This window comes from Blastococcus jejuensis, from assembly GCF_039534705.1.
Lineage (GTDB): Bacteria > Actinomycetota > Actinomycetes > Mycobacteriales > Geodermatophilaceae > Blastococcus_B > Blastococcus_B jejuensis.
In genome coordinates, this window is the sequence record NZ_BAAAVV010000012.1 from 39,119 (window position 1) to 64,286 (window position 25,168).

A 25,168-nucleotide genomic window follows, 5' to 3' on the forward strand; every position below is an offset into this window, starting at 1 on the left:
GGGTCAGTGGGGCTTGAGGGCGCCGGGAACCTGCTGGAGGGTCTCGACGGTGCGTTCGGGCTTGGGGTTGACCTGCTGGAACTTCTTCTTGCCCATCACGAACGCCACGGCGCCGATGACGCCCCAGAGGATCGCGACGATCAGCGCGGCCAGGCCGATGTCCATGAGGTTGGCCAGCGCCCACCACAGGGCGAAGGAGGCGAACATCAGCACCATGTAGCCGGCGAACCCGGCGGCGCCGAACATGCCCGCGCCCTGGCCGGCCTTCTTGGCCTCGGTCTTGACCTCGACCTTGGCCAGCTCGAGCTCCTGGCGCATCAGCGTCGAGAGGTCCTTGGTCACCTCACCGATCAGCTGGCCCACCGATGTGCCCTCGACGTCGGGTCGCCCCTCGGCCGTGGTGGGCGTGCCCATGGCGCCGCTGTAGTCCGCCGCGTAGTTCTGCTGCGTCGTCGTCGGGATCTCCGCGGTGTCCGAGAAGCCCTGCGACGGGTAGGTCTGCGGCGCGCCCGCCGGCGTCGCCCCGGAGTAGGGGGAGCTCATGGATCAGCCCACCCCGCCCGGGCGCCGGCTCGGGTCGTCCCAGCCCGCCGGGGCCGCCGGTGGCACGACGCTGCCGGCCGGCGGGACCGTGCCGTAGGGCGGCGGAGGCAGCGGGGCGCCCGTGCCGGGCGTCGTCGCAGGGGCGAGCGGGGCGCCGGTGCTCGGGTAGTCGGTACCCGTGTAGTCGGGGCCCGTGGCCGTGTAGTCCGAGTACGTCGGCGCGGGGTCGACGTAGTTCGTCTGGCCGGGGCGGTACCCGGAGCCGTTGCCCGACGAGTCGGAGTGCGCGGCCTGGACGCCGCGGGTCAGCCGGCCGGCGAGGACGCCGGCGGCGGCCGCGCCGAGCAGGAACATGCCGGGCTTGCGGCGGGCGAAGTCGCGCACCTCGTCGAGCAGCTGCGCCGGCTCCCGGTTCTGCAGCTTGTCGGCGAAGGTCTCGACCATCCCGGAGGCCTGCTGCAGCAGGTCACGGGCGGGGCCGGGGGCGCCGGCACTGGTTCCGTCGGCCAGGCCGCGTAGCTCCTGCGCCAGGGAGGTGAGGCCCTGGGCGGCCTTCTGCTGCTGGGTGATCGTCTGGTCCTTCAGCTGCGCGCGGCCCTGGTCGAGCAGGTCCTTGGCCTGACGCTGGGTCTCGTGCGCGACCTCCTTGGCCTGGTCGGCGGCGGTCGAGGCGACCTGGCTGCCGGCCTGCGCCGCGGTGTCCTTGACGTTCATGGCCTCGTCGCGCGCGACGTCCGACGTCGACGGGGAGCCCGTGGCGGTGGTGGGGGGCGTGTAGGTGCCCGTCCCCGTGGTGGCGGGGGGCGGGAGTGGGGCGTCGATGGAATGAGTCATCGGTCCTCCTCGGCAGTTTCTTCATGGGGGTCGGCTGAGGCGCTCCCTGGCCGCAGACGTGCTCCGGCGCATCCATGCGCTTCGGAACCCGGCGGGCAGGCGTGTGATGCGGAGAGCCGCATCGCTCCCCGCCTTCTTCAGGGAGCGCCGCGAGGACTCGGTACCCCCGACCGGGTGACTCCGAAACGGAAACGACCGGTCAGACCGGCCACGGGAATCGCGGTGGGCGTCGCTCGCCGAAGGCGGCCACGCCTTCGGCGAGCTCTCCGCAGCTGACCGTCTTCCGGTACCAGCGGGCCGCCTCGGCCGCGCCGTCGCCCCCGCCCTCCAGCGCGCGCACGACCTCCTTGACGGCGCGCTGCGTGAGCGCAGAACGGGACGCGAGGACGGTGGCGAAGCGGTGCACCTCGGTCTCGAGATCGGCCGGGTCCACCACCCGGTCCACGAGCCCGGTGCGCAGGGCCGTGGCTGCGTCGATCTGCTCTCCGCTGAACAGGAGGTACTTCGCCGTGGCGGGCCCGACCAGGTCGATCAGGGCCTTCACCGAGCTCGGTGCGTAGACGATGCCGACCTTGGCCGGGGTGACCCCGAAGCGCCCGGTCGGGTCGGTGAACCGCAGGTCGCAGGCCGCGGCGATCTCCACCCCGCCGCCGATGCAGTGCCCCCGGATCATCGCCACGGTGGGCGTCGGGAACTCCCGGAGCGCCGCCTGAGCCGCGAGGTTGTGCCGGCGGACGTCGGCCATCGGGTCGGCCGGATCGTCGCCGCCGAGCAGGTCACCGATGTCCGCGCCGGCGCAGAAGCTCGGCCCCGCACCGGTGACGACCAGCACGCGGACGGTGGGGTCGGCGGCCGCACCGGCGAGCACGTCGGGCAGCTCGGCCCACATGCGCGCCGTCATTGCGTTGCGCTTCTCGGGGCGGTCGATGGTCAGCACGGCGACCGGGCCGTCCCGGGTGACGGCGAGGTGTGCGCTCATCGTCAACCGAGGTCGTCGGTGCCGAACGTGTCGCACTGCGCCGGGTCGCCGGTCTCGTACCCGGTGAGGAACCAGCGCTGGCGCTGCTCGGACGAGCCGTGGGTGAACGCGTCCTGGTTCACGGTGCCGTTGCCCAGGTTCTCCTGGATGAAGTCGTCACCGATCCGCCCGGCCGCGTCCAGCGCCCGGTCGATGTCGTCCTGCGTGATCTCCTCGATCAGCGGCTGACCGGAGTCGTCGGGCACGGTCTCGGCGTGGTTGGCCCACGCGCCTGCGTAGCAGTCGGCCTGCAGCTCGAGGCGGACCGTGCCGCTGGTGGGCCCGGACTCGCCGGGGGTGACCTGCCGGTTGGTGCCGAGCACGTTCTGCACGTGGTGCCCGTACTCGTGGGCGATCACGTAGGCGTTGACGAACAGGCCGCCCTGGGCGCCGAACTGCTCCTGGAGCTGGTCGAAGAAGCTCAGGTCGATGTACACGCGCTGGTCGGCCGGGCAGTAGAAGGGGCCCGATCCGCTGGTGGCCCCGCCGCACGAGGTCTGCACCTGCCCGGAGAAGAACACCGTGTCGGTCGGGACGTAGCGCTCGCCCAGTTGCGTCGTCCAGAAGTCCTGGATGGACTCGATGTCGGCGACGACCGCGCAGTCGACCGAGGTGTTGGCGTCGCCGCTGTCGTCGCAGGCCTGCTCGAGCTGGCTGTTGTCGGCCTGCTCGCCCTGCCCGAGCCCGCCCAGCCCGCTGAGGGCCGAGCCGACGTCGCCGCCACCGCCGCCGAGCAGCTGGATGAGCACGAAGACCACCAGACCGGCCACGCCCAGGCCGCCGCCCCCGACGGCGAGGCCGCGCCCGCCACCGAGCCGCCCGCCTCCGCCGCGGCGATCCTGGACTGCCGACGTGTCGAGGCTGCCGCCCTCGCGATACCTCATCCTCGGAAGACCTCCGTGCTCCACGTACCGCTGTCCGGCGCCGACATCGCGAACCGCACCTCGACCGCGCCGTGCACCTCGGACCGTGCCGGCGTCAGGTCCAGGTGGAGCCCGCCCGGCACGGACAGTGCCACCGTCTCCATCGCCCCCGCGACTCGGAGGCCGCCCGACATCCCCGCGTCGGAGACCTCCAGCAGCGCGGTCAGCTCGGCGCCGAAGGCCGCCGCGTACGTCCGCGCACGGCGGACCGCGTCGGTCACCGCCGCCAGCCGGGCCTGCTCGTAGGCCGGGCTGTCGGGCCGCAGGCCCCACGAGGGTCCCGACACCTCGACGTCGTCCAGCCGGCCCAGCGCCACGAGCAGGTCGCCGACCGCGTCCAGCCGGCCGACCGTGATCCGGGTGTGCTGGCTGGCCACCGGATCGCCGGGGGCGCCGTCCGGACGGCTGCCGGGGTACACGGCGACGCGGGTCGTCTCGGCGGTCTCGACGGCGTCGCCGGCGGCCCGCACGGCCGCGGTCACGTCGTCCTGCCGGGCCCGGACTCGCTCGAGGGCGGTCTCGCGGTCGCGGGCCCGGACTCGCACGGTGACCCCGAGGTCGGCGATCTCAGGATCGACGACCAGGAGCGCCTCGCCGCGGACGGTGACGGTGGGGACGGGGACGGCGGTGCTCATCGGGGCCTCCAGTCGGTTCGGAGCTGATCGTCCCGGAGTCCGGCGCGTGCCGCGCGGGCCGGGCGCCCACCGCGAGGCGAGAACGTCCTAGGGTCTGGTCAAACCGACGACGGGAGAAGTCATGGCGGTCTCCAACCGCATCCGCGCCGCCTTGACGACCACGGTGCTCGCCACCGCGGCGACCGGCTTCATGGCCGGCTGCGGCGCGGGCGAGGACGAGGGCGAGGAGCAGGTCGCGTACTGCACCGACGCCGACGGCAACATCGTCGACGACGACTACTGCGACGACAGCTACAACGGCGGCGGCCTGTTCTTCCTGTACATCGGCGGCTTCCGGTCCGGGCTCCCGGTCGGCAGCCGGCTCCCCTCCGGCGGCACGCGCATCGACCCGCGCGACTCTGCGGCCCGGCAGCGCGCCGGCCTGCCGGCCTCCGGGAAGGTGACCGGCGGGACGCGGGTCAGCGGCGGCATCGGCAGCGGCGTCGGCGGCCGGGCGGGCACCGGAGCAGGCAGCTGAGCACCTCGCTCTCGCCGGCGGGGAGGGGGAGATGAGGCGCATCGAGAGCGGCGTCGTCCGGCCCGGCTGGGAGGCCGAGATCGAGGCGCAGGGCCTGGTCTACAACAAGACCCAGGTGCCCGGCGGCGAGGTGCGCAGCTACTGGCGGGAAGGCCCCTTCTACGACTTCTCGATGGACGAGGTCCAGATGCTCGAGGGGGCGGTCGCGCAGCTGTTCGAGATGTGCGTGGCCGCGGGCGACCACGTCGTCGACAACGACCTGTTCGATCGGATGCGCATCCCGCCGATGGCCCGGCCGCAGATCCGGCGCACGTGGGAATCCGAGCCGCCGAGCATCTACGCCCGCTTCGACCTGCGCTACGACGGCCAGGGCCCGCCCCAGCTGCTGGAGTTCAACGCCGACACCCCGACCGGGCTGGTCGAGTCGGCCGTCACCCAGTGGAACTGGCACCTGTTCACCGGGCAGGGCCGCGACCAGTGGAACGCACTGCACGACAAGCTCGTCGCGGCCTGGACCCGCAACCTCGTGAAGTGGGAGCGGCGGACCGGTGTGCGGCCCCGGGTGCACCTGGCCTGGACCAGCGAGGAGACCTCCGGTGAGGACCGGATGACCGTCGCCTACCTCATGGACACAGTGGTGCAGGCCGGCTACGAGGCCATCGAGCTGGTCGTCGAGGACATCGTGCTCGACGACGGCGACGGCCGGTTCTACGACGCCCAGGGACGCCACCTGGACCTGGTGTTCAAGCTCTACCCCTGGGAGTGGCTGCTCGAGGACGAGTTCGGCCCGGCGGTGCTCGCCGACTCCGCCCGGCCCGGCGGGACCACCTGGGTCGAGCCGGTCTACAAGATGCTGTGGAGCACCAAGGCACTGCTGCCGGTGCTGTGGCAGCTCTTCGGCACCGACCCGGCGCTGGGGCGCTACCTGCTGCCGGCCTACTTCGCCGACGAGGCGCCCACGAGCTGGCGTTCCTACGTCCGCAAGCCCCTGTGGGGTCGCGAGGGGGCCAACGTGGCGATCGTCCGCGAGGGCGAGGTGCTCGCCGAGCTGCCCGGCCGGTACGGGACCGAGGGATACGTGCTGCAGGAGTTCGCGCCGCTGCCCGACTTCGCCGGCGTCGACGGCCCCCACCACCCGGTGCTCGGCGCGTGGGTGGTCGACGGCGAGCCGGCGGGCCTGGGCATCCGCGAGAGCGACGGCCTGATCACCGACAACCTCAGCTACTTCGTGCCGCACACGATCGACTACCAGCCTCCCCGGGCCTGACGCCGCGGCGGCCTCTAGATTCGGTTCCATGCCGCTGGAAGGTGAGTACGAGCCCAGCCCACAGCAGTGGGTCCGCGACCAGGTCGAGCGCTACGAGGCGACCGGCGGACGGGAGGCCAACACCCTGCGCGACACCGGCCTGCCCGTCGTCATCTTCAGCACCCGCGGTGCGAAGAGCGGCAAGGTGCGCAAGCAGCCGCTCATGCGGGTCGAGCACGAGGGCGTCTACGCGATGGTCGGCTCGCAGGGTGGCCGGCCCACCGATCCGGCCTGGGTGCACAACCTGCGCACGCACCCCGACCAGGTGACCGTGCAGGACGGCCCCGAGCCGTGGGACGGCGTGGCCCGCGAGATCACCGGCGAGGAGAAGGCGCTCTGGTGGGAGCGGGCGGTCGCGGCCTACCCCAGCTACGCCGACTACCAGGCGAAGACCGACCGGGAGATCCCCGTATTCCTCGTCGAGAAGCGGAGCTGAAACTGTGGCACCGAGCATCGCCGACACCTGCGCCCGCATCGCCGCCGAGCTGAACCCGGCCGGCCAGCCCTTTCGCTACCGCTGCGAGGGCAACCGGGTGATCGGCACGTGGGACATCGCCGACGTCACCTACCAGGGGCTGCTCTCCGCCGGCACCATCGACAAGGACTACGAGCTCACGGTCACCCTCGACGAGCCGGCCGGGACGTACGGCTTCTCCGAGCGCAAGCAGGAGAGCGAGAGCGAGGTCCGGCTCAGCGGCGGGAAGATCGAGTTCGGGGGCTCGAAGCAGGTGTTCAAGGGCAAATCGATCGGCAAGCAGTGGGGCGGCGGCGCCGCGCTGCGGGCGACCTCCCACGGCGAGGCCGGCCACACCTGGAGCTACGAGTTCGAGACGGCCCGGATCAAGGAGCCGCTGTTCGTCCTCCTGCACGAGATGGGATGGCGGCCGGCTCGGAAGGGCTTCTTCGCGCGGCTGTTCTCGAACTAGGCCGGCAGCGTCGCCGCCGCGATCCCCTGCTCGACGCCGGCGGGCCAGGCGGTGAGGGGCGTGGCCCGGACCGCCCGCTTCGCGCCGCGGCCGGTGAACCCCCAGGTGCCGACGATGCGCCCCTCGTGGACGACGGTCGGGCGGAACATGCCGTTGCCGCCGGGGACGATCCGGTCGGCGTGCGCGGGGTCGAGGACGGCGCCGCGATCGCCGTAGCCCAGCACGAACTCGTCGAACCCCGGCAGCAGGAACACGCCCCGTGCCTCCGCGCGGCAGGCGGCGAGCCGATCCGGGGTCTCGGGGTCGAGCCAGTGCTCGACACCGTCGACCTCGAGCCGGGCGAGCCCGTCGCGGGCGGACGCCAGGCCGGCGCGCGCCTCGGTCACCCGGAGGCCGGCCCAGCGGGCGAGGTCCTTCACGGTGGCCGGGCCGTGGCCGCGGAAGAACCGGTCGGCCAGCTCGTGCACGGCCTCGTCCGGGTCGAGCCGGCGCGGGGCGGGGATCCACTCGTCGGTGAGGACGAAGCGCTGCTCGCCGCCGTCGACCGGGCCCAGGCACAGCGCGCCGGTCTGGGCGAGGTACCAGAGCAGGTGGTAGCCGCGCTGCCCGGCGGTGTCGACGCCCGCGTCGGCGAGCGCGGTCAGCAGCTCCGCGCGGCGCAGCCGCCGCCCGCCGCGCAGGGCCTCGACGCCGATCGCGCGGGCGCGGTCGATGTCCTCGTCGGTGATGCCGAGCTGCTGCCGGCGCAGCCGGGCGCCGGCCATGACGCGCGGCCCGAGCAGGCCGATCATCCAGCCGAGGTCGTCGGCCGCGACCAGGTGCAGCGTGCCGCGCATCGGCCAGGTGCGCACGATCTCGCCGGCGTCGAGCGCCGCCGCGACCTCCTCGCGCGTGCCGGCCGCCGTCCGCAGGGCCACGGCGGTGAGGGCGCCCGGGAAGTCCTGCCCCTGCAGGGCGGTCAACCGGCGCACGACGTCGAGCGGCGTGGCCTCGTGCGGCCCGGCCACCCGCTGGGCCACCAGGCGCAGCAGACCGACCTCGGACGGGGACGTCACGGGGGACACAGTGCCAAAGCGGTCCGACAAAGACCCCTGCATCGTGGGTGAGGCGGCCGGGGCGGGGTATCGGGGTCGGCGCACAACCCGAGGAGAACAGTCATGGCACAACCTTTTCCCGCACCCCTGACATCTCTGGGGTCCCCGGCGTGAACCGGCTCGCCGGACGACGCGTCATCGTCAGCGGCGGGGGCCAGGGCATCGGGGCGGCCATCGCCCGCACGTTCGCCGAGGAGGGCGCGCACGTCGCCGTCCTCGACGGGTGCGCCGAGGCGGCCGCCCGGCTGGCGGAGCAGATCGGCGCCTGGGGCTACGCGGTCGACCTGTCCGACGTGCGGGGCACGCGCGAGGTGATGGACCGGGCGACCGGCCGGCTCGGCGGGCTCGACGTCCTGGTGAACAACGCCGGGGTCATGCGCTTCTCCGCCCTCCTGGACATGGAGCCCGTCGAACTCGGCGAGGTCTTCGACCTGGGCACGCGGGCCATGCTGATCACCACGCAGGTCGCGGCCCGGTCCATGATCGCGTTCCGCACCCCGTCGGCCGACTGCGCGGGCAAGGTGATCAACGTGGCCGGCATGGGCGGCACGAGCGGCGGCGGCCAGGCGCACTACGCCGCCTCGAAGGCCGCCGTCATGGCGCTCACCCGGGCCGCGGCCCACGAGCTCGGACCGCACGGCATCACGGTCAACTGCCTGTGCCCGGGCTACGTCCTCGACGAGATGGATCCGGCGTGCCGGAACCGGGGTCCGGTCGACTCCTGGTCGGCGCTGTCGCCGCTCGGTCGCCTCGCCGAACCGGGCGACGTCGCCCGGGCGGCGCTCTTCCTCGCCTCCAGCGACTCCGACTACCTCACCGGGGACGCGCTCAACGTCGCCGGTGGCATGGTCCTGCACTGACACACTGCGCGGCATGCGCGCGGAGGACTGGGACGAGCGGTACGCGGAGAAGCAGCAGTGGTCGGCGGAGCCCAACCGGCTGATCGCCGACCTGCTCGCCGACGTGCCGCCGGGCGATGCGGTCGACCTGGCCGCGGGGGAGGGGCGGCACGCGCTGTGGCTGGCCGGGCTCGGCTGGCGCGCGACGGCCGTCGACTTCTCCGACGTGGGGCTGACCCGTGGCCGGGCCCAGCCCGGCGGCGACCGGGTCACGTGGGTCACCGCCGACGTCCTCGCCTGGACGGCGCCACCGGAGAGCCTGGATCTCGTGCTGGTCGCCTACCTGCACCTGCCGCAGGACGAGACCGTCGCGCTGCTCACCCGGGCGGTCGGCTGGCTGCGCCCGGGCGGCCGGCTGCTGGTCCTCGGGCACGACGTCGAGAACCTGACGGCGGGCGTCGGGGGTCCGCCCGACCCGGCGATCCTGTGCAGCGTGGAGCGGCTGGCCCCGGTCGCCGCGCTGCTCGACGTCGACCGGTTCGAGCAGGTGCGCCGGGAGACCCCGGCCGGCACCGCCCTGGACACGCTGCTGTGGGGGCGGCGACCACGCTGAAACGTCGGCGTCCGGCGGTAGCCTGCCCGACATGATGGGGATGGGTGGGGCCGGGGGCCGCGATGCCGACCGCCGGCGGCGGCTGGTGGCCGCACTGGTCGTGCTCGCCATGATCCTGGCCGCGGCCGCGACGATCCTGTCCATCGCGCTGGCCTGAGGGAGGGGCGATGACCGACGTCGACGCCTGGTTCGGCGCCGCCGGCCCGCGCGAGGAGGAGCTGCGCCGGGTCGACGAGCTCGTCATGGCCGCGGCGCCCGGCATCGACCGGCAGCTGGTGCCCGTGGGCTCCTCGACGATGCTCGGCTACGGGCTGATGCCCTACCGGCCGAAGTCGGCGAAGACGACGACGATGTGGCCGCTGATCGCGCTCGCGGCACAGAAGCGGCACCTCTCCCTCTACGTCTGCGCCGTGGTCGACGGGGAGTACCTCGCCGAGTCGCGCGCGGCCCAGCTGGGCAAGGTCTCGTGCGGGAAGAGCTGCATCCGGTTCACCTCGCTCGACACGGTCGACGCCGACGCGCTGGGCACCCTCGTGCGCGACGCGGTCGCCGCGACCCGCGAGGGCGGCAACGCGTACTACGCCGCCTGACCCGGCCGGTCAGCCCCGCTCCGGGTCGAGCGCCAGCGTGCCGTCGTCCTCGGTGCGGATCCGCCCCTGCGCCGGGGCGAGCCGGTCGCGCAGCCAGCGGCAGTCGCCGGGCGAGGCGCGCTGCAGCCGGAGGCGCTGCGCCTGCAGCGGCGCCATCCGCAGCCCGATCAGCCGACCCGAACCCGCGTCGAGCGTCGCCAGGTACAGCAGGCGCAGGTCGGGGCGGAACCGCTCGTGCCCCCCGATCCCCTCGTAGTCGTCGACGAGGTCCCCGCAGCCGTGGAGCACGAGCTTCCCGGCGTGCACCTCGATCTCGCGCGGGTGGTGCGACGAGTGCCCGTGCACCAGGTCGACCCCGCCGTCGATCAGCCGGTGCGCGAAGCGACGCTCCTCGGCCGGGGTCTCGTACCCCCAGTTCGGTCCCCAGTGCACCGAGACGACGACGAGGTCGCGCTCGCCGCGCACCCGCTCGATCCGGTGGAGCACGTCGTCGGCTGCGGCGTCGGAGAGCCCGTCGAGGTAGGCGACCCCCGACCGCTCGGCCGTCGCGGCCCACGAGCCGGGGATCCCGCTGGAGCGCAGTCCCACGGCGGCCACCAGCACCCGGCGCCCGCCGCCCACCGGCAGGACGGCCGGTCGCTCCGCCCCGGCCGCGTCCCGCCCGGCTCCGGCCACCCGGAGACCCGCGCCCGCGAGGGTGTCGAGGGTCTCGGCCAGGCCCCGGCGGCCGAAGTCGAGCACGTGGTTGTTCGCGAGCACGCAGACGTCGGGCCGTGCGACCGACAACGCGGGCAGGTTGGCCGGGTGCATCCGGTAGTGCACGGCCTTGCCCGGCGCGAAGTCGTCGCTGCGGGTCACGCTCGTCTCGAGGTTCACGATCCGGACGTCCGCGGCGGCCAGCACCGGGAGCGCGTCGCCCCACGGCCACCCCGGGTCGACCGGGCGGGGGACCGGGCCGTTCACGGCCTCGGCCAGCTCCACGTACCGTCGGGCGTCGCGGACCCACTCCTCCCGCAGCGCGGGGTCCCCCGGATGCGGCAGCACCTGGTCGACCCCGCGGCCGAGCATCACGTCACCGCAGAGCGCCAGCACCAGGACGCCGTCGCGCACGAGGGGTCCCGGTCAGGCGCTGGGCTGGGCGGTCCGCACGAGGTGGTCGACGAACCAGTCGCGGGCCAGCTCGGCGGCCTGCTCCAGGGTCCCGGGCTCCTCGAACAGGTGGGTCGCGCCCGGGACGACGGCCAGCCGGCTCTCGCACCGCAGGCGCAGCCGGGCGAGCTCGTTGAGCTCGAGCACCGCGGTGTCGAGCCCACCGACGATCAGCAGGGTGGGGGCGTGCACCTCGGCCAGCCGTGGGCCGGCCAGGTCGGGCCGTCCGCCCCGGGAGACGACGGCGGTGACGTCGGCGCCGGGCATCGCCGCCGCCGCGAGCGCCGCCCCCGCGCCGGTGCTGGCGCCGAACCAGCCGATCGGCAGCGCCGCGCAGCCGGGTTGCCGCCGCAGCCAGGCGGTGACCTCGACCAGCCGCGCGGCCAGCATCCCGATGTCGAACACCGCGGCCCGGGAGTGCTCCTCGGTGGGGGTCAGCAGGTCGAACAGGAGGGTGGCCAGCCCGGCGGCCTGCAGCACGCCGGCGACGTAGCGGTTGCGGGGACTGTGCCGGCTGCTCCCGCTCCCGTGCACGAAGACGACCACGCCCCGGGCGTGCTCGGGCACCGTGAGGTGCCCGGCGAGCAGGACGCCGCCAGCGGTGACGGTGACCTCCTCGTCGCGGGGCGGCGGCTCGGTGGGTGCGGCCGGCACCGCCGCACCGGGATGCCGGCGCTCGGCCTCGCGCAGGAGTTCCAGCACCTCGTCGTCGGACGTGGGCCCGAAGTCGTCGTAGGCCTGGCCGACGGCGGCGAAGTGCGCCGGGATCTCCAGGCAGACGAACTCGTCGACGTCCTCGGCCAGCAGCCGGCCGCTGTCCCGCGCGCACACCGGGACGGCGAGGACCAGCCGCGCGGCGCCCAGCGCCCGGGCCACGGCACAGGCGGCCCGGGCCGTCGAGCCGGTCGCGATGCCGTCGTCGACCAGGACGACCGTGCGACCGGTCAGCGGGACCCGCGGACGGACCGCCCGGAACCGGGCGACCCGCGCCTCGAGCTCGGCGCGCTCGCGGTCCTCGACGCGCTCCAGGGCGGACCGGTCGACGCGGGCGAGGTCCAGCACGCGCTCGTCGAGCACCAGCACACCGCCCTCGCCGACGGCGCCCATCGCGAGCTCCGACCGGAAGGGCACCCCGAGCTTGCGGACGACGATGACGTCGAGGGGCGCGTCGAGCGCCCGGGCCACCTCGGCGGCCACCGGCACCCCGCCGCGCGGCAGACCGACGACGACGACGTCCTGCCCGCTGAACCGGTGCAGCTGCCGGGCGAGGTGGCGGCCGGCGTCCCTGCGGTCGTGGAAGAGCACGGTGCACCTCCGTCGTGAGTTCCGTGGCGATGCTGTCGCGTCGGAGGGCCGCCGCGACAGGGGCACATGGGCCCCGTCGGCACCGCCGTCCGGCCCGCGGGGACCTTGGTCCCTGGCTTCCCGGCGTCCCAGCCGTCACGGTGTCCCCAGGAAATGGTTCGCCGTCGGAACGGTCCGTCGGCGACCCTGCGGGGGGACATCGACTGCCGCATCGCGCGGCTCGCGCAACCGGAGGACCGTTCATGGTGCTGGCTGTTCTGCCCACCTCGACCGACCCGTCCGTCCGTTCCGCCGTCCTGCGGCTCAGCCAGGAGTTCCCCGAACTCGGGCACTCGGTCGCCGTGGTGGTGCGCACCTGCCGCGAGGAACTGCGCGGCTCGCCCGACGGTGCGCTGCCCGAACTGGTCGAGCGCCTCGCCCGCCAGCGCCTGCGGGTGTCGCTGGGCTGACCGCGCGGAACCCGGTTGCCCCGGACGGGAGGATGTCCGGGTGGGTTACGTCGACGTCACCGGTGTCCGGCACACGCTTCCCGACGGGCGGGTCCTGCTCGACGACGTGAACTTCCGCGTCGGGGACGGCGCCCGGGCCGCGCTGATCGGTGAGAACGGGGCGGGCAAGACGACCTTGCTGCGGATCATCGCCGGTGACCTGATCCCGGAGGCCGGGTCGGTCGCGCGCACCGGCGGGCTCGGCGTCATGCGCCAGTTCATCGGCTCGGTCCGCGACGACACGACCGTGCAGCGCTTCCTGGTCGATCTCTCGCCCCCGGCCGTCCGCGAGGCCTGGGAGGCCGTCGAGGCCGCGGAGCTCGTCCTCATGGAGACCGACGACGAGCGGTCGCAGATGGCCTACGCCGGCGCGCTGGCGCACTGGGGCGACGTGGGCGGGTACGACGCCGAGGTCACCTGGGACACCGTCGCCGTCGCCGCGCTCGGCATCCCGTTCGAGCGGTGCAAGTACCGCGAGCTGTCGACACTGTCGGGGGGAGAGCAGAAGCGGCTGGCGCTCGAGGCGCTGCTGCGCGGGCCGGACCAGGTGCTGCTGCTCGACGAGCCCGACAACTACCTCGACGTCCCGGGCAAGCGGTGGCTCGAGGAGCGGCTGCTCGACACCCGCAAGACCGTCCTGTTCGTCAGTCACGACCGGGAGCTCCTCGCGCGGGTGGCCGACCGCGTGGTCACCGTCGAGGGCGGCACCGCGTGGGTGCACGGCGGCGGGTTCGTCAGCTACCACGAGGCGCGGGCCGCGCGGCACGAGCGGCTGGCCGAGCTGCGGCGGCGCTGGGACGAGGAGCACCAGCGGCTGATCGACCTGGTCCGCACCCTGCAGCAGCAGGCGGCCAACTCCCCGGACATGGCCAACCGGTACCACGCGATGCAGACCCGGCTGGCGAAGTTCGAGGCAGCGGGTCCGCCCCCGGACCGACCGCCGGAGCAGAAGGTGGCGATGCGGCTGCGCGGCGGCCGGACCGGCGTGCGGGCGGTCATGGCCGAGCAGCTGGAGCTGTCCGGTCTGATGCAGCCGTTCGATCTCGAGGTCTGGTACGGCGACCGGGTCGGCGTGCTCGGTGCGAACGGGGCCGGCAAGTCGCACTTCCTGCGGCTGCTGGCGGGGCAGTCCGTCGCGCACACCGGCGACTGGCGGCTCGGCGCCCGCGTCGTCCCCGGGTTCTTCGCCCAGACGCACGCCCACCCCGAGTGGCAGGACCGCACCCCGGTCGACCTGCTCTGGCACGGCGAGCCGGGCCGGCCGGGGGTCGACCGGGGCCGCGCGATGGCGGCGCTGCGCCGGTACGGCCTCACCGATCAGGCCGACCAGCCCTTCCGGACGCTGTCGGGCGGCCAGCAGGCGCGGTTCCAGATCCTTCTCCTGGAGCTCTCCGGCGCCACGCTGCTGCTGCTCGACGAGCCGACCGACAACCTCGACGTGCTCTCGGCCGAGTCGCTGGAAGAGGCGCTGGAGGCGTTCGAGGGCACCGTCCTGGCGGTCACGCACGACCGCTGGTTCGCCCGGTCCTTCGACCGCTTCCTCGTGTTCGGGGCCGACGGCCGGGTCTACGAGTCGGCCGAGCCGGTGTTCGACGAGACGCGAGTCCACCGCGCCCGCTGACCGTCGCGCGCGGGAGTCGGGCGTCCCGCCTGCGTGAACGGCACCGCCGGCCCGTCCCGAGCGGGACGGACCGGCGGCACGGTCGCGCAGGTGTCAGCTGATGGCGAAGTAGACCCGAGCCTCGTCGTCGAAGCTGATGGTCGGCTCGACCGACAGCTGTCCGCCCTCGATGGCCGCCGGGGGCACGTCCATGCAGAACTGGAAGGTGTCCGACCCGCCGCTGTTCAGGGTGGGGGCGTCCATGGCGTCGTCCGGCAGGACCGCCGAGCAGTCGGCGTCGCTGTACTGGCGGTTGTCCGTGCCGTGGAAGATCGCGGTCAGGTCCCAGCCGGGCATGCCCTCTTCCGCGCCCACGTACGTGACGGTGAGCTGGGTGATGACGTACTGACCGGTCGGCGGCTCGTTGAAGTCGTTCGCGGCGGCCACGCTGGCGTTGGCGTCGAGCTCGACCAGGTCGACGGTCACCTGGTAGTCGCCCACCGGGACGGGGACGCCCAGCGGTACGACGTCCGCCGCCGGGGCGGTCGCACCGTCCACGGGCGCGTCGGCGGGGGCGACCGGCGCCTCCGCCGTGCTGGTGCTCCGGTCGATGGCGTTGTCCACCTCGTCGATGACCTTCAGGAAGAACAGCTGGGTCACGATGACGAGGACCAGGGCGAGGACCGAGGTCACCAGGCCGGTGATCGCCAGGCCCGTGCCGTTGTGCGTGCCGCGCCGAGCGAGGATGAGCGCCGGGATGCCCAGCCCGAGGCCGACGACCGCGAGGACCGCGGCGAGGTTGTTGATGATCGGCACCCAGCTGAGCAGCAGAGCGATGATGCCGAGCACCATCGAGGCGATCGCGAGCCCGGCCCCCTTCTTCGGCGGTGCGCCGGCAGGCGGGTTGTAGTGCGGCGGCTCGTACTGCTGGTACTGGGTCTGCTGGGGGTGGGACACGCGTGCTCCTCGCATCTGGCTACGAATACGGACGGGACCGTATGTGCTCGTGGCCCTTTCGACCGGAGGTCGTCCCCGACACGGGGGCACGGTCACCAGCGGCCCCACCGGCCTCTCGCGCAGTGCTCAGCCGAAGGCCTTGCCCTCGCCGCGGTAGGTCCGCATGGCGCCGGTCAGGTCGTCCCCGGCCAGGGTGTGCAGGACGTCGACGTGCTCGCACAGCTCACCGGCCTTGGCGTGCCGGAACCAGACCCGGTCGCCGACCGACAGCCCCGCCGTCCCCGGTCCGCGCAGCGGTGTCTGCACCTCGCCGGTGCCCTCGGCGGCCAGCCACCGCAGGCCCGCGGGGAAGGTGGGCACGGGCAGCCGGTCGGCACCGTGCGGCCCGGAGGCGGTCCAGCCGCCGCCGGCGACGGTCACGGTGCCGGGCGCGGGGAGCCGGGTGACCGGGACGGCGAAGAAGGCGGCCGGCCGGGCGGCGAAGGCGCGGTACCCGTCGAACAGGGCGGGGGAGTAGAGGCCCGACCCGGCGGCCACCTCGGTGACGGCGGGTTCTCCCGCGGTGCGCTCCACGCTGCCGGTACCGCCGCCGTTCACGAACTCCAGCGGCGCGACGGCGGTCACCGCGGCGACGACCTCGAAGCGCCGGGCGGCGAGCTCCCGGGCCGAGACCGTCTGCATCCGCCGGACGGCCACGCCCCGCAGGCGGCGCCCGGCGGGTGCGTCCTGGACACCGGCGATCTGCGCCTCGTAGGCCATGACGCCGACCAGCCGGAACCCCGCCCGGGCCGTGACCGCCCGCGCCAGCTCCGCGGCCTGGTCGGGGGAGTGCACCGGGGAGCGCCGGACACCGACATGCACCCGCCCGCCGGCCGCCCGCAGCGACGCGTCGACGTCGATACAGACGCGGAGGTCCGGGCGCCGACCGGCCGGGACGACGTCGTCGATCAGGTCGAGCTGGTCGGTCGAGTCGACCATCAGGGTCACCCGGCCCGCAGCCTCGTCGTCCTCGGCCAGGTGCCGCAGCGCCCGCCGGTCGGCGGTCGGGTAGCCGACGACGACGTCCGCGCTGACCGGGTCCTCGCCGGTGCTCAGCCAGAGCGCCTCGGGCAGGGAGTAGGCCAGGACACCGGCGAACCCCGGCCGGGCCAGCACGCGCCGGAGCACGTCGCGGCAGCGCACCGACTTGCTGGCGACCCGGATCGGCTTGCCTGCGGCGCGGCGGACGAGGTCGTCGGCGTTGGCGTCCAGCGCGTCGAGGTCGAGCAACGCCAGGGGCGGGTCGAGGTCAGCGGTGGCGCGGTCGAACCGCCGACGCTGGGCCGCGGGGTCGGGAACGCTCATCACGGCGCAGCGTGCCGGGCCGGTGACGGACCGGTCAACTGGTTGACCTGCGCAGTTCTCGCCGGGAAGAGTGCGGTCGACCCGACGGAAGGAGCCCGCGTGACGGAGAGTCCGGCGCCGCCGGAGGACCGCGCACGCTGGCGCAACTGGGCCGGCAACCAGCGGGCCGTGGCCGACGTCGTGCGCCCCGGTTCGGCCGACGAGGTCGCCGCCGTCCTCACCGCCGCGACAGCGGCCGGCCGGCGGGTGCGGCCGATCGGCAGCGGGCACTCCTTCACCGGCATCGGCAGCCCGGAGGACGTGCAGCTGGTCTGCGACGGCATGGTCGGGGTCCGGTCGGTGACCGACGACGGGCTGGTCACCGTCGGTTCGGGCACGACGCTGCACCGGCTCAACGCCGAACTCCTGCGCCGCGGCTGGTCGATGACCAACCTGGGCGACATCGACCGGCAGACGATCGCCGGGGCACTCGCGACCGGGACGCACGGCACCGGCGCCCGTTTCGGCGGGCTGGCCACCCAGGTGCGGGGGCTGGAGCTCGTGACGCCGGACGGCGAGGTGCTGGCCTGCTCCGCCGACCGCAGTCCCGACGTGTTCCGCGCTGCCCGGGTCGGGCTCGGGGCGCTCGGCGTGGTCACGGAGGTGACCCTGCAGGCCGAGCCGGCCTTCGCGCTGCGCGCCGTCGAGGGCCCGGGCACCCTGACCGCCGCGCTCGGCGACTTCACCGACCTGATGACCTCGACCGACCACGTCGAGTTCTACTGGTTCCCGCACACCGACGCGACGCTGCTGAAGTGCAACACCCGGGTGCCCCTCGAGGAGGGCCTGCACCCGCTGCCGCGCTGGCGGGCGGTGTGGGACGACGAGATCCTCGCCAACGCCGCGTTCGCCGGTGTCGTCGCCGCCGGACGCCGGGTGCCCGCGCTGGTGCCGCCGCTCGCGCGCATGTCGGCGAAGGCGCTGGGGGCGCGAACCTGGACCGACCACTCGCACCGGGTGTTCGTCAGCCGGCGCCGGGTGCGCTTCCTGGAGATGGAGTACGCGGTCCCGTGCGCCGACGCCGCCGCCGTGCTGGCCGAGTTGCGGCGGGTGCACGAGGCGAGCGACTGGCGGTCGGCGTTCCCGGTCGAGGTCCGCGTGGCCGCGGCCGACGACATCCCTCTGTCGACGGCCTCGGGCCGGGCGACCGCCTACATCGCCGCGCACGTGCCGGCCGGCAACGAGCCCGGCCCGTGGTTCGACGCGCTGGAGCAGATCGCCGGTGAGGTGGGCGGGCGTCCGCACTGGGGGAAGCTGCACGGTCTGGACGCCGGGCAGCTGCGCGACCGGTATCCCCGCTACGACGAGTTCGTGGCGGTGCGGGACCGGCTGGACCCCGGCGGCGTGCTGTCCAACGCCTACCTCGACCGGGTCCTCGGCCCGGTCGGCGCGCACCGCCCTCGCTGACCCCTCACGCCACGGTTCAGCGGCTGCGGGGCGTCGGCTGCGTGACCCCGGCGCCCGTGGTGTCGCTGGTCCTCCGACAACGGGACGTTGGGCGGTCCCCTCCGGAACCCGGATGCTTGAGGATTGAACTACGGGGACGACGAAGAGGAGGGGACATGACCAAGAACATGGGAACCGTGGACCGGGTCGTCCGAGGAGTCGTCGGGATCGCGGCCGTCGTCGTCGCGGTGCTGGTCGGCGCCACGACGGTGCTCGGCATCGTCCTGTGGATCGTCGCAGCGCTCATGCTCGTGACCGCCGCGCTCGGCTTCTGCCCCGTGTACGCCGCGCTGCACATCGACACGCTGGGGCGCCGTTCGACGCGCGTCTGACCGCCGGCCCGGACGACCAGGTGGTCGCCCGGGCCGATGTACGGGTCAGCTGGTCAGGGCTTCAGCAGGACCTTGACCGTGCCTTCCTTCTTGTCGCGGAAGTTGGCGTAGGCCTGGGGCGCCTGCGCGAGCGGGACGTGGTGCGTGGCGAAGCTGTCCACGCCGAGCGGGTCCTCGTCGGTGAGCAGCGGCAGGATGTCGGGCACCCAGCGGAGCACGTTGGCCTGGCCCATGCGGAACTGGATCTGCTTGTCGAACATGCGCATGAGCGGCAGCGGGTCGGTCGCGCCGCCGTAGACGCCGGACAGGGAGATGGTGCCGCCGCGACGCACCGCCTCGATCGCGGTGTGGACCGCGGCCAGGCGGTCGACGCCCGCCACCTGCATGACCTTCTCCATGATCGCGTCCGGCACGATCGCCGTCGCCTTCTGCGCGAGGGTCGCCAGTGGTGAGCCGTGCGCCTCCATGCCGACGGCGTCGATCACTGCGTCGGGGCCGCGGCCGTCGGTCGCGTCACGGACGGCGGAGACGACGTCCTCCTGGTCGGTGGAGGAGATGACCTCGACGCCGCGGGTGCGGGACCGCTCGATCCGCTCGGGCACGGAGTCGGCGCCGAACACCTTCCCGGCGCCGAGGTGCAGGGCGATGCGGGAGGCCATGTCGCCGATCGGCCCGAGGCCGAGCACCAAGACGCTGCCGCCTTGCGGGATGCCGGCGTACTGCACGGCCTGCCAGGCGGTGGGGAGCACGTCGGAGAGGTAGACGAAGCGGTCGTCGGCCGGCCCGTCGGGCACCTTGATCGGGAGCGTGTTGCCGAACGGGACACGCAGGTACTCGGCCTGCCCGCCGGGCACCTGCCCGTAGAGCTTCGTGTAGCCGAAGAGAGAGGCGCCGAAGCCCTGGTCGCGGTTCTGCGTCGTCTCGCACTGGGACTGCAGCCCCTGCGAGCACATCCAGCAGGTGCCGCAGGAGATGTTGAACGGCACGACGACGCGGTCGCCGGGCTTGACGGCGGTCACCTCGGAGCCCACCTCGCGCACGACACCCATCGGCTCGTGCCCCATGACGTCGCCCACCGACATGAACGGCGCCATCACCTCGATCAGGTGCAGATCGGACCCGCAGATGCCGGTCGAGGTGACCTCGATGATGACGTCGGTCGGCTCCTGGATGACGGGATCGGGCACGGTGTCCACCCGCACGTCGGCTCGGCCGTGCCACGTCACTGCGCGCATGCGTTCGTCTCCCTCGATATGACCGCGAATCGCTCTTCTCAAGGGCCTTTCTGCCCGCCGTGAGGTGGATCGCACGGGTTTCGGGCAGACACGGCGTGCCAGTGACTTTGTGTAGTCCGCCATGCACGCTGAGCGGAATGACACTGATGGAGCTTTGTGGCCCAGGCCACAAAAGCGCACGTCAATACCCCGTCGCGCAGATCACGAATCAATCACGACGTGTTTACATGGGCACCGCTCCTCTCCCCGGGAGCGCCTCTGCAATGCCCGCCAACGGAAGTCAGGTGCATGAGTTCGCTCCACCAGGACCACCTCCTCGCCGAGGGATCGGAGCCCGTCACGGGCTCGCGTCCGACCCTCGCTCCGGCCCGCGGCAAGACCCGCAGGATCGCCGGATCCGCTGAGGAGAAGGCCCCGAACGAGGTTCCGACTCCGCGACGGGGGAAGCCGCGGACGACGACCACCCAGACCACCTCCACCGCTCGCCGGGCCACCGGCACCGACGCCGGGCCGACGAAGCCCCGGAAGACCGCAGCGAAGCCGGCCACCGCCACCGCCGTGACGACGACGTCCGCTGCGACGGCGAAGCCCGCCACCGCGAAGGCCCCGGCCAAGCCCGCCACTGCCAAGCCGGCCACCGCGAGGACCGCGGCCAAGCCCGCCACGGCCAAGGCCGCGGCGAAGCCCGCCACCGCGAAGGCCGCGGCGAAGCCCGCCACCGCGAAGGCTGCGACGGCGAAGCCTGCTGCCAAGCCGGCCACCGCCAAGGCCCCTGCCACGAGGTCCGCTGCGACGAAGTCCGCTGCGATCAAGGCTGCCGCGGCGCAGGCGGCCCCGGCGAAGGTGGCCGCGAAGCCGCGGCCGACGCCGTACAAGCGCGCCGACGACGCCGCCCTGCTGGTGCTGGCCGCGGCAGCGGACGCCGCCGAGCTCACCGACGCCGCCGAGGCGCAGGCCATCGAGGTCGTCACCGAGGCCACGCCGGCGGTCGTCGCGACGTCGCCCGAGCACACGTCGCCCGAGGTCAGGTCGCCCGAGGCCCTCGTGGCCGCGGTCGCCCAGGGGCGGCGACGCCTGTTCCCGCGCCGCCTGCCGACCCGCCGTCGCCGGCCCGCCCTGTACCTGGCCGCCGCCCTGGCCGGTGCGCTCGGCGTGAGCCTCACCCCGGCCGACCCGCCGGCCCAGGCGCAGACCCAGACGGTCAGCCACTCGGTCAGCGTCGCCGAGCAGCTCGGCATCGAGGCGCAGGCCCAGCCGATCGAGGAGATCACGCCCGAGGCGGCCAGCGCGCGCCTCGAGGAGCTCGCGATCAGCCGCAACGAGCGCCTGGCCGAGCAGACCGCCGCGGCCGACGCGCAGGCTGCGGCCGACCAGGCCGCCGCCGAGGCTGCCGCGGAGGCGGCCCGCCCCAAGGCGGTCATGCCCGTCGCGGGGGCTCGGCTGACCAGCGGCTACGGCAGCCGGTGGGGCACGCTGCACGCCGGCATCGACCTCGCCGCGCCGATGATGACGCCCGAGTACGCGGTCATGGACGGCGTCGTCCTCGAGGCCGGACCGGCCAGCGGGTTCGGCAACGCCGTGTACATCCAGCACGAGAACGGCGACGTCACCGTCTACGGGCACATGGAGCAGATCCTCGTGTCCGCCGGGCAGGTCGTGAAGGCCGGCGACACGATCGCGCTGCTCGGCAACCGCGGTCAGTCCACCGGCCCGCACCTGCACTTCGAGGTGCACGTCGGCGGGATCGACGGGACGAAGATCGACCCGATCCCGTGGCTGCGGGAGCGCGGCGTCAACATCTGAGCAGGTCCACGTCCCGACGCCCCCGGCCGGTCCCCACCGGTGCGGGGGCGTCGCGCGTGTGAGGCAGACTTCCGACGTCGGATTCCGGGACGCGGGAGGCAGGGCGATGGGACACGGCCACAGCCATGGCCCCGTCACCGCTGCCGGCGGCCGGCGAGGTCGGCTGGCCCTCGTCCTGGGTCTGACGGTCGCGGTGCTCGTCGCGGAGCTGGTCGGATCGGTCCTGTCCGGCTCGCTGGCACTCCTCGCCGATGCCGGGCACATGGCCACCGACGCCGTCGGGATCGCCCTGGCGCTCGGCGCGGTCACGCTGGCCCAGCGGCCCGCCCGGGGACGGCGCACGTTCGGCTGGCAGCGGATGGAGATCCTGGCCGCCGTCGCGAACGGGTTGCTGCTGCTCGGCGTCGCCGGCTACGTCCTGGTCGAGGCCGTCCGGCGGATCGCCGACCCGCCCGACCTCGAGTCGGGGCTGATGCTGGGCGTCGCCGTCGTCGGGCTCGTCGTCAACCTGGTGTCCCTCGCGGTGCTGCACCGCGGTCGCCAGGAGTCCCTCAACATCCGGGGGGCCTACCTCGAGGTGCTCGCCGACGCGCTCGGGTCGGTCGCCGTCATCGTCGCCGCGGTCGTCATCCTCACGACTGGTTGGACCTGGGCCGATGCGCTCGCCTCGGTGCTCATCGGCTTCCTCGTCCTCCCGCGGGCGTGGCACCTGCTCCGCGAGGCGCTCGACGTGCTCCTGGAGGCCGCCCCGCGCGGGGTCGACCTGGACGACGTCCGGGCGCACATCCTCGAGGTCGACGGCGTCCTCGACGTGCACGACCTGCACGCCTGGACGATCACCTCGGGGATGCCGGTGCTCTCGGCGCACGTCGTCGTCACCGACGACGCGCTCGCGGGCGGGCACGGGGGGCGCGTGCTCGACGCCCTGTGCGAGTGCCTCGGCGAGCACTTCGACGTCGAGCACTGCACCTTCCAGCTCGAGGGCGTCGCGCACGCCGGCCACGAGGCGCCTGTCCACGACTGAACGAGTGGGACAGTGGAGCCGCACGGCAGGCGAGCGCGAGGAGGACACGGTGGACCACGGGCAGCACTCGGGCATGTGGGTGCCGAGCGAGCCGCCGACCTGGGGCCGGATGTTCCTGGTGCACCTCGACCCGTGGTCGGTGCTCGCCGTCGCCAGCATCGTCGGGCTGGTGGTCTACGTCCTCGCCGTCGTCCGGCTGCGTCGCACCGGCGTGAGCTGGCCCTGGTGGCGGACGCTCGCCTGGGTCGCCGGCACCGCGTCGCTGTTCGCCGTCACGGGTACCTGGACCAACGGCTACAGCATGGTGCTGTTCAGCGTGCACATGACGCAGCACATGGTGCTGTCGCTGATCACGCCGCTGCTGCTCCTGCTGGCCGCCCCGGTGACCCTCGCCCTGCGCACCCTGCCGCGGGGCAAGGGCGCCGCCGGCGTCCCGCGGGCGTTGCTGCTCAACGCGCTGCACAGCCGGCTCGGGCGGTTCGTGGCCCACCCGCTGTTCACCGTGCCGCTGTTCATCGCGAGCCTGTACGGCGTCTACTTCACGCCGCTGTTCGACGCCCTGATGAGCAACCCCGTCGGGCACCAGTTCATGCTCGCCCACTTCGTCGTGACCGGGCTGCTGTTCTTCGGACCGATCGTGGCCCAGGACCCGTGGCCGCGGACGCTCACCCACCCCGGCCGGATGCTCGAGCTGTTCCTGCCGGTCCCGTTCCACGCCTTCTTCGGCGTCGCGATCATGATGGCCGGATCGGCGGTGGTCGACTCCTTCGGCGACCCGCCGGCCGACTGGGGTGTCGACGTCCTCCGTGACCAGGGCGTCGCCGGCGGCATCGTCTGGGCCTTCGGCGAGCTGCCCACCGTCCTGGTGCTGCTCGTCGTCTTCTTCTCCTGGGCGAGCTCCGAGGAGCGCCGCGGCAAGGCCATCGACCGCGCCGCCGACCGCACCGACGACGCGGAGCGCGTGGCCTACAACGCCCGGCTGCGCGCGATGGCCCAGCAGGACCACTGACCCCTGTTGATCAGCTCACCTGATCAACAGTGCGCACGACGGATCACACCGGGACGGCCATCTCCTCGGGCAGGTCGTCCTTGGTGGCCTTGATCAGCACGCCGGAGACCAGTGCGCCCAGCACCAGCAGCACAGCGGCCCACGTGAACGCGGTCGTGTAGCCCTCGACCTGCGCCTGGAGCCCGACGGCGGGATCGGCCGGGTTGCGGCCGGAGGTGACGGCGTCGGTGACGTAGTCGGTGATCGCGCCGACCGAGAGCGTCGCCAGTAGCGCCGTCCCGATCGAGGCGCCGACCTGCTGGGTGGCGTTGAGCATCGCGCTGGCCGCTCCCGCGTCGTGCTCGCCGGCACCGACCAGGGCCAGGTTCGACAGCGGCACGAACGTGAAGCCCAGGCCCAGGCCGAGCAGCAGCTGACCGGGGAACGCGAGCTCCCAGAAGCCGCTGTCGATCCCGAGGAACGACATCACGAAGAGCCCGGCGGCGGCGAGCAGCCCGCCGAGGACCATGAGCGGCTTCGGGCCGACCCGGGGCACGAGCGCGCTGGCGCCCCCGGCGGAGAGCAGGACGCCCAGCGTGGTCGGCAGCGACGCGAAGCCGGCCTCGACCGGCTTGTAGCCCAGCACCTGCTGGAAGTAGAGGCTCAGGAAGAAGAAGGCCCCGATCAGCCCGGCGCCGACCAGCGTCGAGGTCAGGTAGGCCCCGCCGCGGTTGCGGTCCAGGACGATGCGCATCGGCAGCAGCGGGTTGCGCGTCTTGAGCTCCAGGACGACGAAGGCCGCCACCAGCAGCGCTCCGCCGCCGATGAACAGCAGCGCCCAGGGGTCGGCCCAGGCGTTGTCGGTCAGGCCGGCCGCCGCGTTCTCCTGGGAGTTCTCGGCCACCAGGGTGAAGCCGTAGACGAACGAGGCCAGGCCGAGGGTCACCAGGACGGCACCCGGCACGTCGTAGCTCGTGTCGCCCGGGGCCCGGCTCTCGGGGACGATCGGGATCGCGGCGAGGATCGCGACCACCGCCACGGGCAGGTTCACCCAGAAGCACCAGCGCCAGTCGGCGTACTCGGTCAGGACCCCGCCGAGCAGCAGGCCGACGGCCGATCCGCCACCGGCGATGGCGCCGTAGACGGCGAACGCCTTCGCCCGCTCCTTGGTGTCGGTGAAGAGCACGGTGAGCAGGGCGAGGGAGGCCGGGGCGAGCAGCGCCCCGAACGCACCCTGCAGCGCCCGGGCGGCGAAGAGCATCCCCTCGTTCTGCGCGAGACCGCCGAGGGCCGAGGCGACGGCGAACCCGCCGGCGCCGACCAGGTAGGTGCGCTTGCGGCCCCAGAAGTCGGCGATGCGGCCACCGAGCAGCAGGAACCCGCCGAACGTCAGGGTGTAGGCGGTGACGATCCACTGCTGGGTGGCCGCGTCGATGCCGAGGTCGACCGAGACCGCCGGCAGCGCGATGTTCACGATCGTCGCGTCGAGGATCACCAGCAGCACGGTCACGGCGATGACCGCGAGCGCCAGCCAGCGCTTCTCGTAGGGCTCCGCGGGAGCGGAGGCGCCGGGGGTGGGGACGGGGTCGGTCACGGGAAGTCCTCAGGTCGTGCGGATGG

The 25,168-nt window shown here is 73.7% G+C and carries 27 protein-coding genes; 15 read left to right on the forward strand and 12 right to left on the reverse strand.

Annotated elements, in window-relative coordinates:
* Positions 1 to 3: 3 nt before the first annotated feature.
* The 5 genes from ABD644_RS18925 to ABD644_RS18945 all read right to left on the reverse strand — a co-directional run bounded on the left by ABD644_RS18925 (position 4) and on the right by ABD644_RS18945 (position 3,953).
* Positions 4 to 543 carry a phage holin family protein gene (locus tag ABD644_RS18925; protein ID WP_344690591.1) on the reverse strand — a complete coding sequence of 180 codons (540 nt, stop codon included), beginning with the start codon at positions 541 to 543 and terminating at the stop codon, positions 4 to 6.
* Between the two features lie 3 nt (positions 544 to 546).
* Positions 547 to 1,377: a hypothetical protein gene (locus tag ABD644_RS18930; RefSeq protein WP_344690592.1), complete on the reverse strand. Its 831-nt coding sequence runs from the start codon at positions 1,375 to 1,377 to the stop codon at positions 547 to 549.
* A gap of 199 nt (positions 1,378 to 1,576) precedes the next feature.
* Positions 1,577 to 2,356, reverse strand: coding sequence for an enoyl-CoA hydratase/isomerase family protein (locus ABD644_RS18935; protein ID WP_344690593.1), 780 nt, complete (start codon positions 2,354 to 2,356; stop codon positions 1,577 to 1,579).
* A 2-nt stretch (positions 2,357 to 2,358) separates the two neighbouring features.
* Positions 2,359 to 3,279 (reverse strand): KPN_02809 family neutral zinc metallopeptidase, encoded by a 921-nt coding sequence (ypfJ, locus tag ABD644_RS18940; RefSeq protein WP_344690594.1) that lies wholly within the window; start codon positions 3,277 to 3,279, stop codon positions 2,359 to 2,361.
* The gene (locus tag ABD644_RS18945; protein WP_344690595.1) at positions 3,276 to 3,953 is read right to left on the reverse strand and encodes an SIMPL domain-containing protein; all 678 of its coding nucleotides are present in this window, start codon (positions 3,951 to 3,953) and stop codon (positions 3,276 to 3,278) included. The genes ypfJ and ABD644_RS18945 overlap by 4 nt, the downstream gene beginning before the upstream one ends.
* A 121-nt stretch (positions 3,954 to 4,074) precedes the next feature.
* Between ABD644_RS18945 and ABD644_RS18950 the strand changes: the two genes are divergently transcribed.
* From ABD644_RS18950 to ABD644_RS18965, 4 genes are read left to right on the forward strand one after another with little or no spacing between them, the layout of a single operon-like run.
* Entirely contained in the window at positions 4,075 to 4,470 is a 396-nt protein-coding gene (locus tag ABD644_RS18950) for a hypothetical protein (RefSeq protein WP_344690596.1), read from the forward strand.
* Positions 4,471 to 4,501: 31 nt separating this feature from the next.
* Entirely contained in the window at positions 4,502 to 5,737 is a 1,236-nt protein-coding gene (locus ABD644_RS18955; RefSeq protein WP_344690597.1) for a glutathionylspermidine synthase family protein, read from the forward strand.
* A gap of 28 nt (positions 5,738 to 5,765) precedes the next feature.
* A complete protein-coding gene (locus ABD644_RS18960) occupies positions 5,766 to 6,212 on the forward strand; it encodes a nitroreductase family deazaflavin-dependent oxidoreductase (RefSeq protein ID WP_344690598.1) in 447 nt (148 codons plus the stop codon).
* A 4-nt stretch (positions 6,213 to 6,216) separates the two neighbouring features.
* Positions 6,217 to 6,702, forward strand: a complete 486-nt coding sequence (locus ABD644_RS18965; RefSeq protein WP_344690599.1) for a hypothetical protein — start codon at positions 6,217 to 6,219, stop codon at positions 6,700 to 6,702.
* Here the strand turns inward: ABD644_RS18965 and ABD644_RS18970 are convergent.
* Positions 6,699 to 7,757 carry a winged helix DNA-binding domain-containing protein gene (locus tag ABD644_RS18970; protein WP_344690600.1) on the reverse strand — a complete coding sequence of 353 codons (1,059 nt, stop codon included), beginning with the start codon at positions 7,755 to 7,757 and terminating at the stop codon, positions 6,699 to 6,701. The two genes, ABD644_RS18965 and ABD644_RS18970, sit on opposite strands and share 4 nt — an antisense overlap.
* Positions 7,758 to 7,906: 149 nt before the next feature.
* On the opposite strand from ABD644_RS18970, the gene ABD644_RS18975 reads away from it, so the two are divergent.
* The 4 genes from ABD644_RS18975 to ABD644_RS18990 are packed head-to-tail and all read left to right on the forward strand — an operon-like array spanning position 7,907 to position 9,838.
* Positions 7,907 to 8,656: an SDR family NAD(P)-dependent oxidoreductase gene (locus ABD644_RS18975; protein WP_344690601.1), complete on the forward strand. Its 750-nt coding sequence runs from the start codon at positions 7,907 to 7,909 to the stop codon at positions 8,654 to 8,656.
* Positions 8,657 to 8,669: 13 nt separating this feature from the next.
* On the forward strand, positions 8,670 to 9,248 hold the full coding sequence (locus ABD644_RS18980) for a class I SAM-dependent methyltransferase (RefSeq protein WP_344690602.1): 579 nt from the start codon (positions 8,670 to 8,672) through the stop codon (positions 9,246 to 9,248).
* Positions 9,249 to 9,279: 31 nt separating this feature from the next.
* Complete coding sequence (locus ABD644_RS18985; protein WP_344690603.1) at positions 9,280 to 9,405, forward strand: hypothetical protein; 126 nt, start codon at positions 9,280 to 9,282, stop codon at positions 9,403 to 9,405.
* A 10-nt stretch (positions 9,406 to 9,415) separates the two neighbouring features.
* Positions 9,416 to 9,838, forward strand: a complete 423-nt coding sequence (locus tag ABD644_RS18990) for a DUF1801 domain-containing protein (protein WP_344690604.1) — start codon at positions 9,416 to 9,418, stop codon at positions 9,836 to 9,838.
* Between the two features lie 9 nt (positions 9,839 to 9,847).
* On the opposite strand, the gene ABD644_RS18995 is transcribed toward ABD644_RS18990, so the two are convergent.
* Both ABD644_RS18995 and ABD644_RS19000 read right to left on the reverse strand, forming a co-directional pair.
* Positions 9,848 to 10,948: a CapA family protein gene (locus tag ABD644_RS18995; RefSeq protein WP_344690605.1), complete on the reverse strand. Its 1,101-nt coding sequence runs from the start codon at positions 10,946 to 10,948 to the stop codon at positions 9,848 to 9,850.
* Positions 10,949 to 10,960: 12 nt separating this feature from the next.
* Positions 10,961 to 12,292, reverse strand: a complete 1,332-nt coding sequence (locus tag ABD644_RS19000; protein ID WP_344690606.1) for a phosphoribosyltransferase family protein — start codon at positions 12,290 to 12,292, stop codon at positions 10,961 to 10,963.
* Between the two features lie 242 nt (positions 12,293 to 12,534).
* Here ABD644_RS19000 and ABD644_RS19005 point away from each other — a divergent pair, with 242 nt between their 5' ends.
* On the forward strand, positions 12,535 to 12,741 hold the full coding sequence (locus ABD644_RS19005) for a hypothetical protein (RefSeq protein WP_344690607.1): 207 nt from the start codon (positions 12,535 to 12,537) through the stop codon (positions 12,739 to 12,741).
* 40 nt (positions 12,742 to 12,781) lie between these two features.
* The gene (locus ABD644_RS19010) at positions 12,782 to 14,401 is read left to right on the forward strand and encodes an ABC-F family ATP-binding cassette domain-containing protein (RefSeq protein ID WP_344690608.1); all 1,620 of its coding nucleotides are present in this window, start codon (positions 12,782 to 12,784) and stop codon (positions 14,399 to 14,401) included.
* Positions 14,402 to 14,494: 93 nt separating this feature from the next.
* Here the strand turns inward: ABD644_RS19010 and ABD644_RS19015 are convergent, their stop codons facing one another.
* Together ABD644_RS19015 and ABD644_RS19020 are read right to left on the reverse strand one after the other, a co-directional pair.
* Positions 14,495 to 15,337 (reverse strand): DUF4190 domain-containing protein, encoded by an 843-nt coding sequence (locus ABD644_RS19015; protein WP_344690609.1) that lies wholly within the window; start codon positions 15,335 to 15,337, stop codon positions 14,495 to 14,497.
* Positions 15,338 to 15,463: 126 nt separating this feature from the next.
* Positions 15,464 to 16,681 carry an alanine racemase gene (locus tag ABD644_RS19020; RefSeq protein ID WP_344690610.1) on the reverse strand — a complete coding sequence of 406 codons (1,218 nt, stop codon included), beginning with the start codon at positions 16,679 to 16,681 and terminating at the stop codon, positions 15,464 to 15,466.
* 99 nt (positions 16,682 to 16,780) lie between these two features.
* On the opposite strand from ABD644_RS19020, the gene ABD644_RS19025 reads away from it, so the two are divergent.
* Positions 16,781 to 18,127 carry a D-arabinono-1,4-lactone oxidase gene (locus tag ABD644_RS19025; RefSeq protein ID WP_344690611.1) on the forward strand — a complete coding sequence of 449 codons (1,347 nt, stop codon included), beginning with the start codon at positions 16,781 to 16,783 and terminating at the stop codon, positions 18,125 to 18,127.
* A gap of 155 nt (positions 18,128 to 18,282) precedes the next feature.
* Positions 18,283 to 18,498: a YgaP family membrane protein gene (locus tag ABD644_RS19030; RefSeq protein WP_344690612.1), complete on the forward strand. Its 216-nt coding sequence runs from the start codon at positions 18,283 to 18,285 to the stop codon at positions 18,496 to 18,498.
* A 53-nt stretch (positions 18,499 to 18,551) separates the two neighbouring features.
* On the opposite strand, the gene ABD644_RS19035 is transcribed toward ABD644_RS19030, so the two are convergent.
* Positions 18,552 to 19,733 (reverse strand): zinc-dependent alcohol dehydrogenase, encoded by a 1,182-nt coding sequence (locus tag ABD644_RS19035; RefSeq protein WP_344690614.1) that lies wholly within the window; start codon positions 19,731 to 19,733, stop codon positions 18,552 to 18,554.
* Positions 19,734 to 20,021: 288 nt separating this feature from the next.
* Between ABD644_RS19035 and ABD644_RS19040 the strand changes: the two genes are divergently transcribed.
* The 3 genes from ABD644_RS19040 to ABD644_RS19050 all read left to right on the forward strand — a co-directional run bounded on the left by ABD644_RS19040 (position 20,022) and on the right by ABD644_RS19050 (position 23,569).
* Positions 20,022 to 21,536, forward strand: coding sequence for a M23 family metallopeptidase (locus tag ABD644_RS19040; protein ID WP_344690616.1), 1,515 nt, complete (start codon positions 20,022 to 20,024; stop codon positions 21,534 to 21,536).
* A gap of 106 nt (positions 21,537 to 21,642) precedes the next feature.
* Complete coding sequence (locus ABD644_RS19045; RefSeq protein WP_344690617.1) at positions 21,643 to 22,560, forward strand: cation diffusion facilitator family transporter; 918 nt, start codon at positions 21,643 to 21,645, stop codon at positions 22,558 to 22,560.
* Positions 22,561 to 22,609: 49 nt separating this feature from the next.
* Positions 22,610 to 23,569: a cytochrome c oxidase assembly protein gene (locus ABD644_RS19050; RefSeq protein ID WP_344690618.1), complete on the forward strand. Its 960-nt coding sequence runs from the start codon at positions 22,610 to 22,612 to the stop codon at positions 23,567 to 23,569.
* A gap of 43 nt (positions 23,570 to 23,612) precedes the next feature.
* Here the strand turns inward: ABD644_RS19050 and ABD644_RS19055 are convergent, their stop codons facing one another.
* Positions 23,613 to 25,142: an MFS transporter gene (locus ABD644_RS19055; protein WP_344690620.1), complete on the reverse strand. Its 1,530-nt coding sequence runs from the start codon at positions 25,140 to 25,142 to the stop codon at positions 23,613 to 23,615.
* Between the last annotated feature and the right edge of the window lie 26 nt (positions 25,143 to 25,168).

Bases quoted from the DNA above. Each gene is read 5' to 3' on its own strand.
- ABD644_RS18925 (WP_344690591.1), bottom strand. From the start codon at position 543: ATGAGCTCCCCCTACTCCGGGGCGACGCCGGCGGGCGCGCCGCAGACC.
- ABD644_RS18930 (WP_344690592.1), bottom strand. From the start codon at position 1,377: ATGACTCATTCCATCGACGCCCCACTCCCGCCCCCCGCCACCACGGGG.
- ABD644_RS18935 (WP_344690593.1), bottom strand. From the start codon at position 2,356: ATGAGCGCACACCTCGCCGTCACCCGGGACGGCCCGGTCGCCGTGCTG.
- ypfJ (WP_344690594.1), bottom strand. From the start codon at position 3,279: ATGAGGTATCGCGAGGGCGGCAGCCTCGACACGTCGGCAGTCCAGGAT.
- ABD644_RS18945 (WP_344690595.1), bottom strand. From the start codon at position 3,953: ATGAGCACCGCCGTCCCCGTCCCCACCGTCACCGTCCGCGGCGAGGCG.
- ABD644_RS18950 (WP_344690596.1), top strand. From the start codon at position 4,075: ATGGCGGTCTCCAACCGCATCCGCGCCGCCTTGACGACCACGGTGCTC.
- ABD644_RS18955 (WP_344690597.1), top strand. From the start codon at position 4,502: ATGAGGCGCATCGAGAGCGGCGTCGTCCGGCCCGGCTGGGAGGCCGAG.
- ABD644_RS18960 (WP_344690598.1), top strand. From the start codon at position 5,766: ATGCCGCTGGAAGGTGAGTACGAGCCCAGCCCACAGCAGTGGGTCCGC.
- ABD644_RS18980 (WP_344690602.1), top strand. From the start codon at position 8,670: ATGCGCGCGGAGGACTGGGACGAGCGGTACGCGGAGAAGCAGCAGTGG.
- ABD644_RS18985 (WP_344690603.1), top strand. From the start codon at position 9,280: ATGATGGGGATGGGTGGGGCCGGGGGCCGCGATGCCGACCGCCGGCGG.
- ABD644_RS18990 (WP_344690604.1), top strand. From the start codon at position 9,416: ATGACCGACGTCGACGCCTGGTTCGGCGCCGCCGGCCCGCGCGAGGAG.
- ABD644_RS19005 (WP_344690607.1), top strand. From the start codon at position 12,535: ATGGTGCTGGCTGTTCTGCCCACCTCGACCGACCCGTCCGTCCGTTCC.
- ABD644_RS19020 (WP_344690610.1), bottom strand. From the start codon at position 16,681: ATGAGCGTTCCCGACCCCGCGGCCCAGCGTCGGCGGTTCGACCGCGCC.
- ABD644_RS19030 (WP_344690612.1), top strand. From the start codon at position 18,283: ATGACCAAGAACATGGGAACCGTGGACCGGGTCGTCCGAGGAGTCGTC.
- ABD644_RS19035 (WP_344690614.1), bottom strand. From the start codon at position 19,733: ATGCGCGCAGTGACGTGGCACGGCCGAGCCGACGTGCGGGTGGACACC.
- ABD644_RS19040 (WP_344690616.1), top strand. From the start codon at position 20,022: ATGAGTTCGCTCCACCAGGACCACCTCCTCGCCGAGGGATCGGAGCCC.
- ABD644_RS19045 (WP_344690617.1), top strand. From the start codon at position 21,643: ATGGGACACGGCCACAGCCATGGCCCCGTCACCGCTGCCGGCGGCCGG.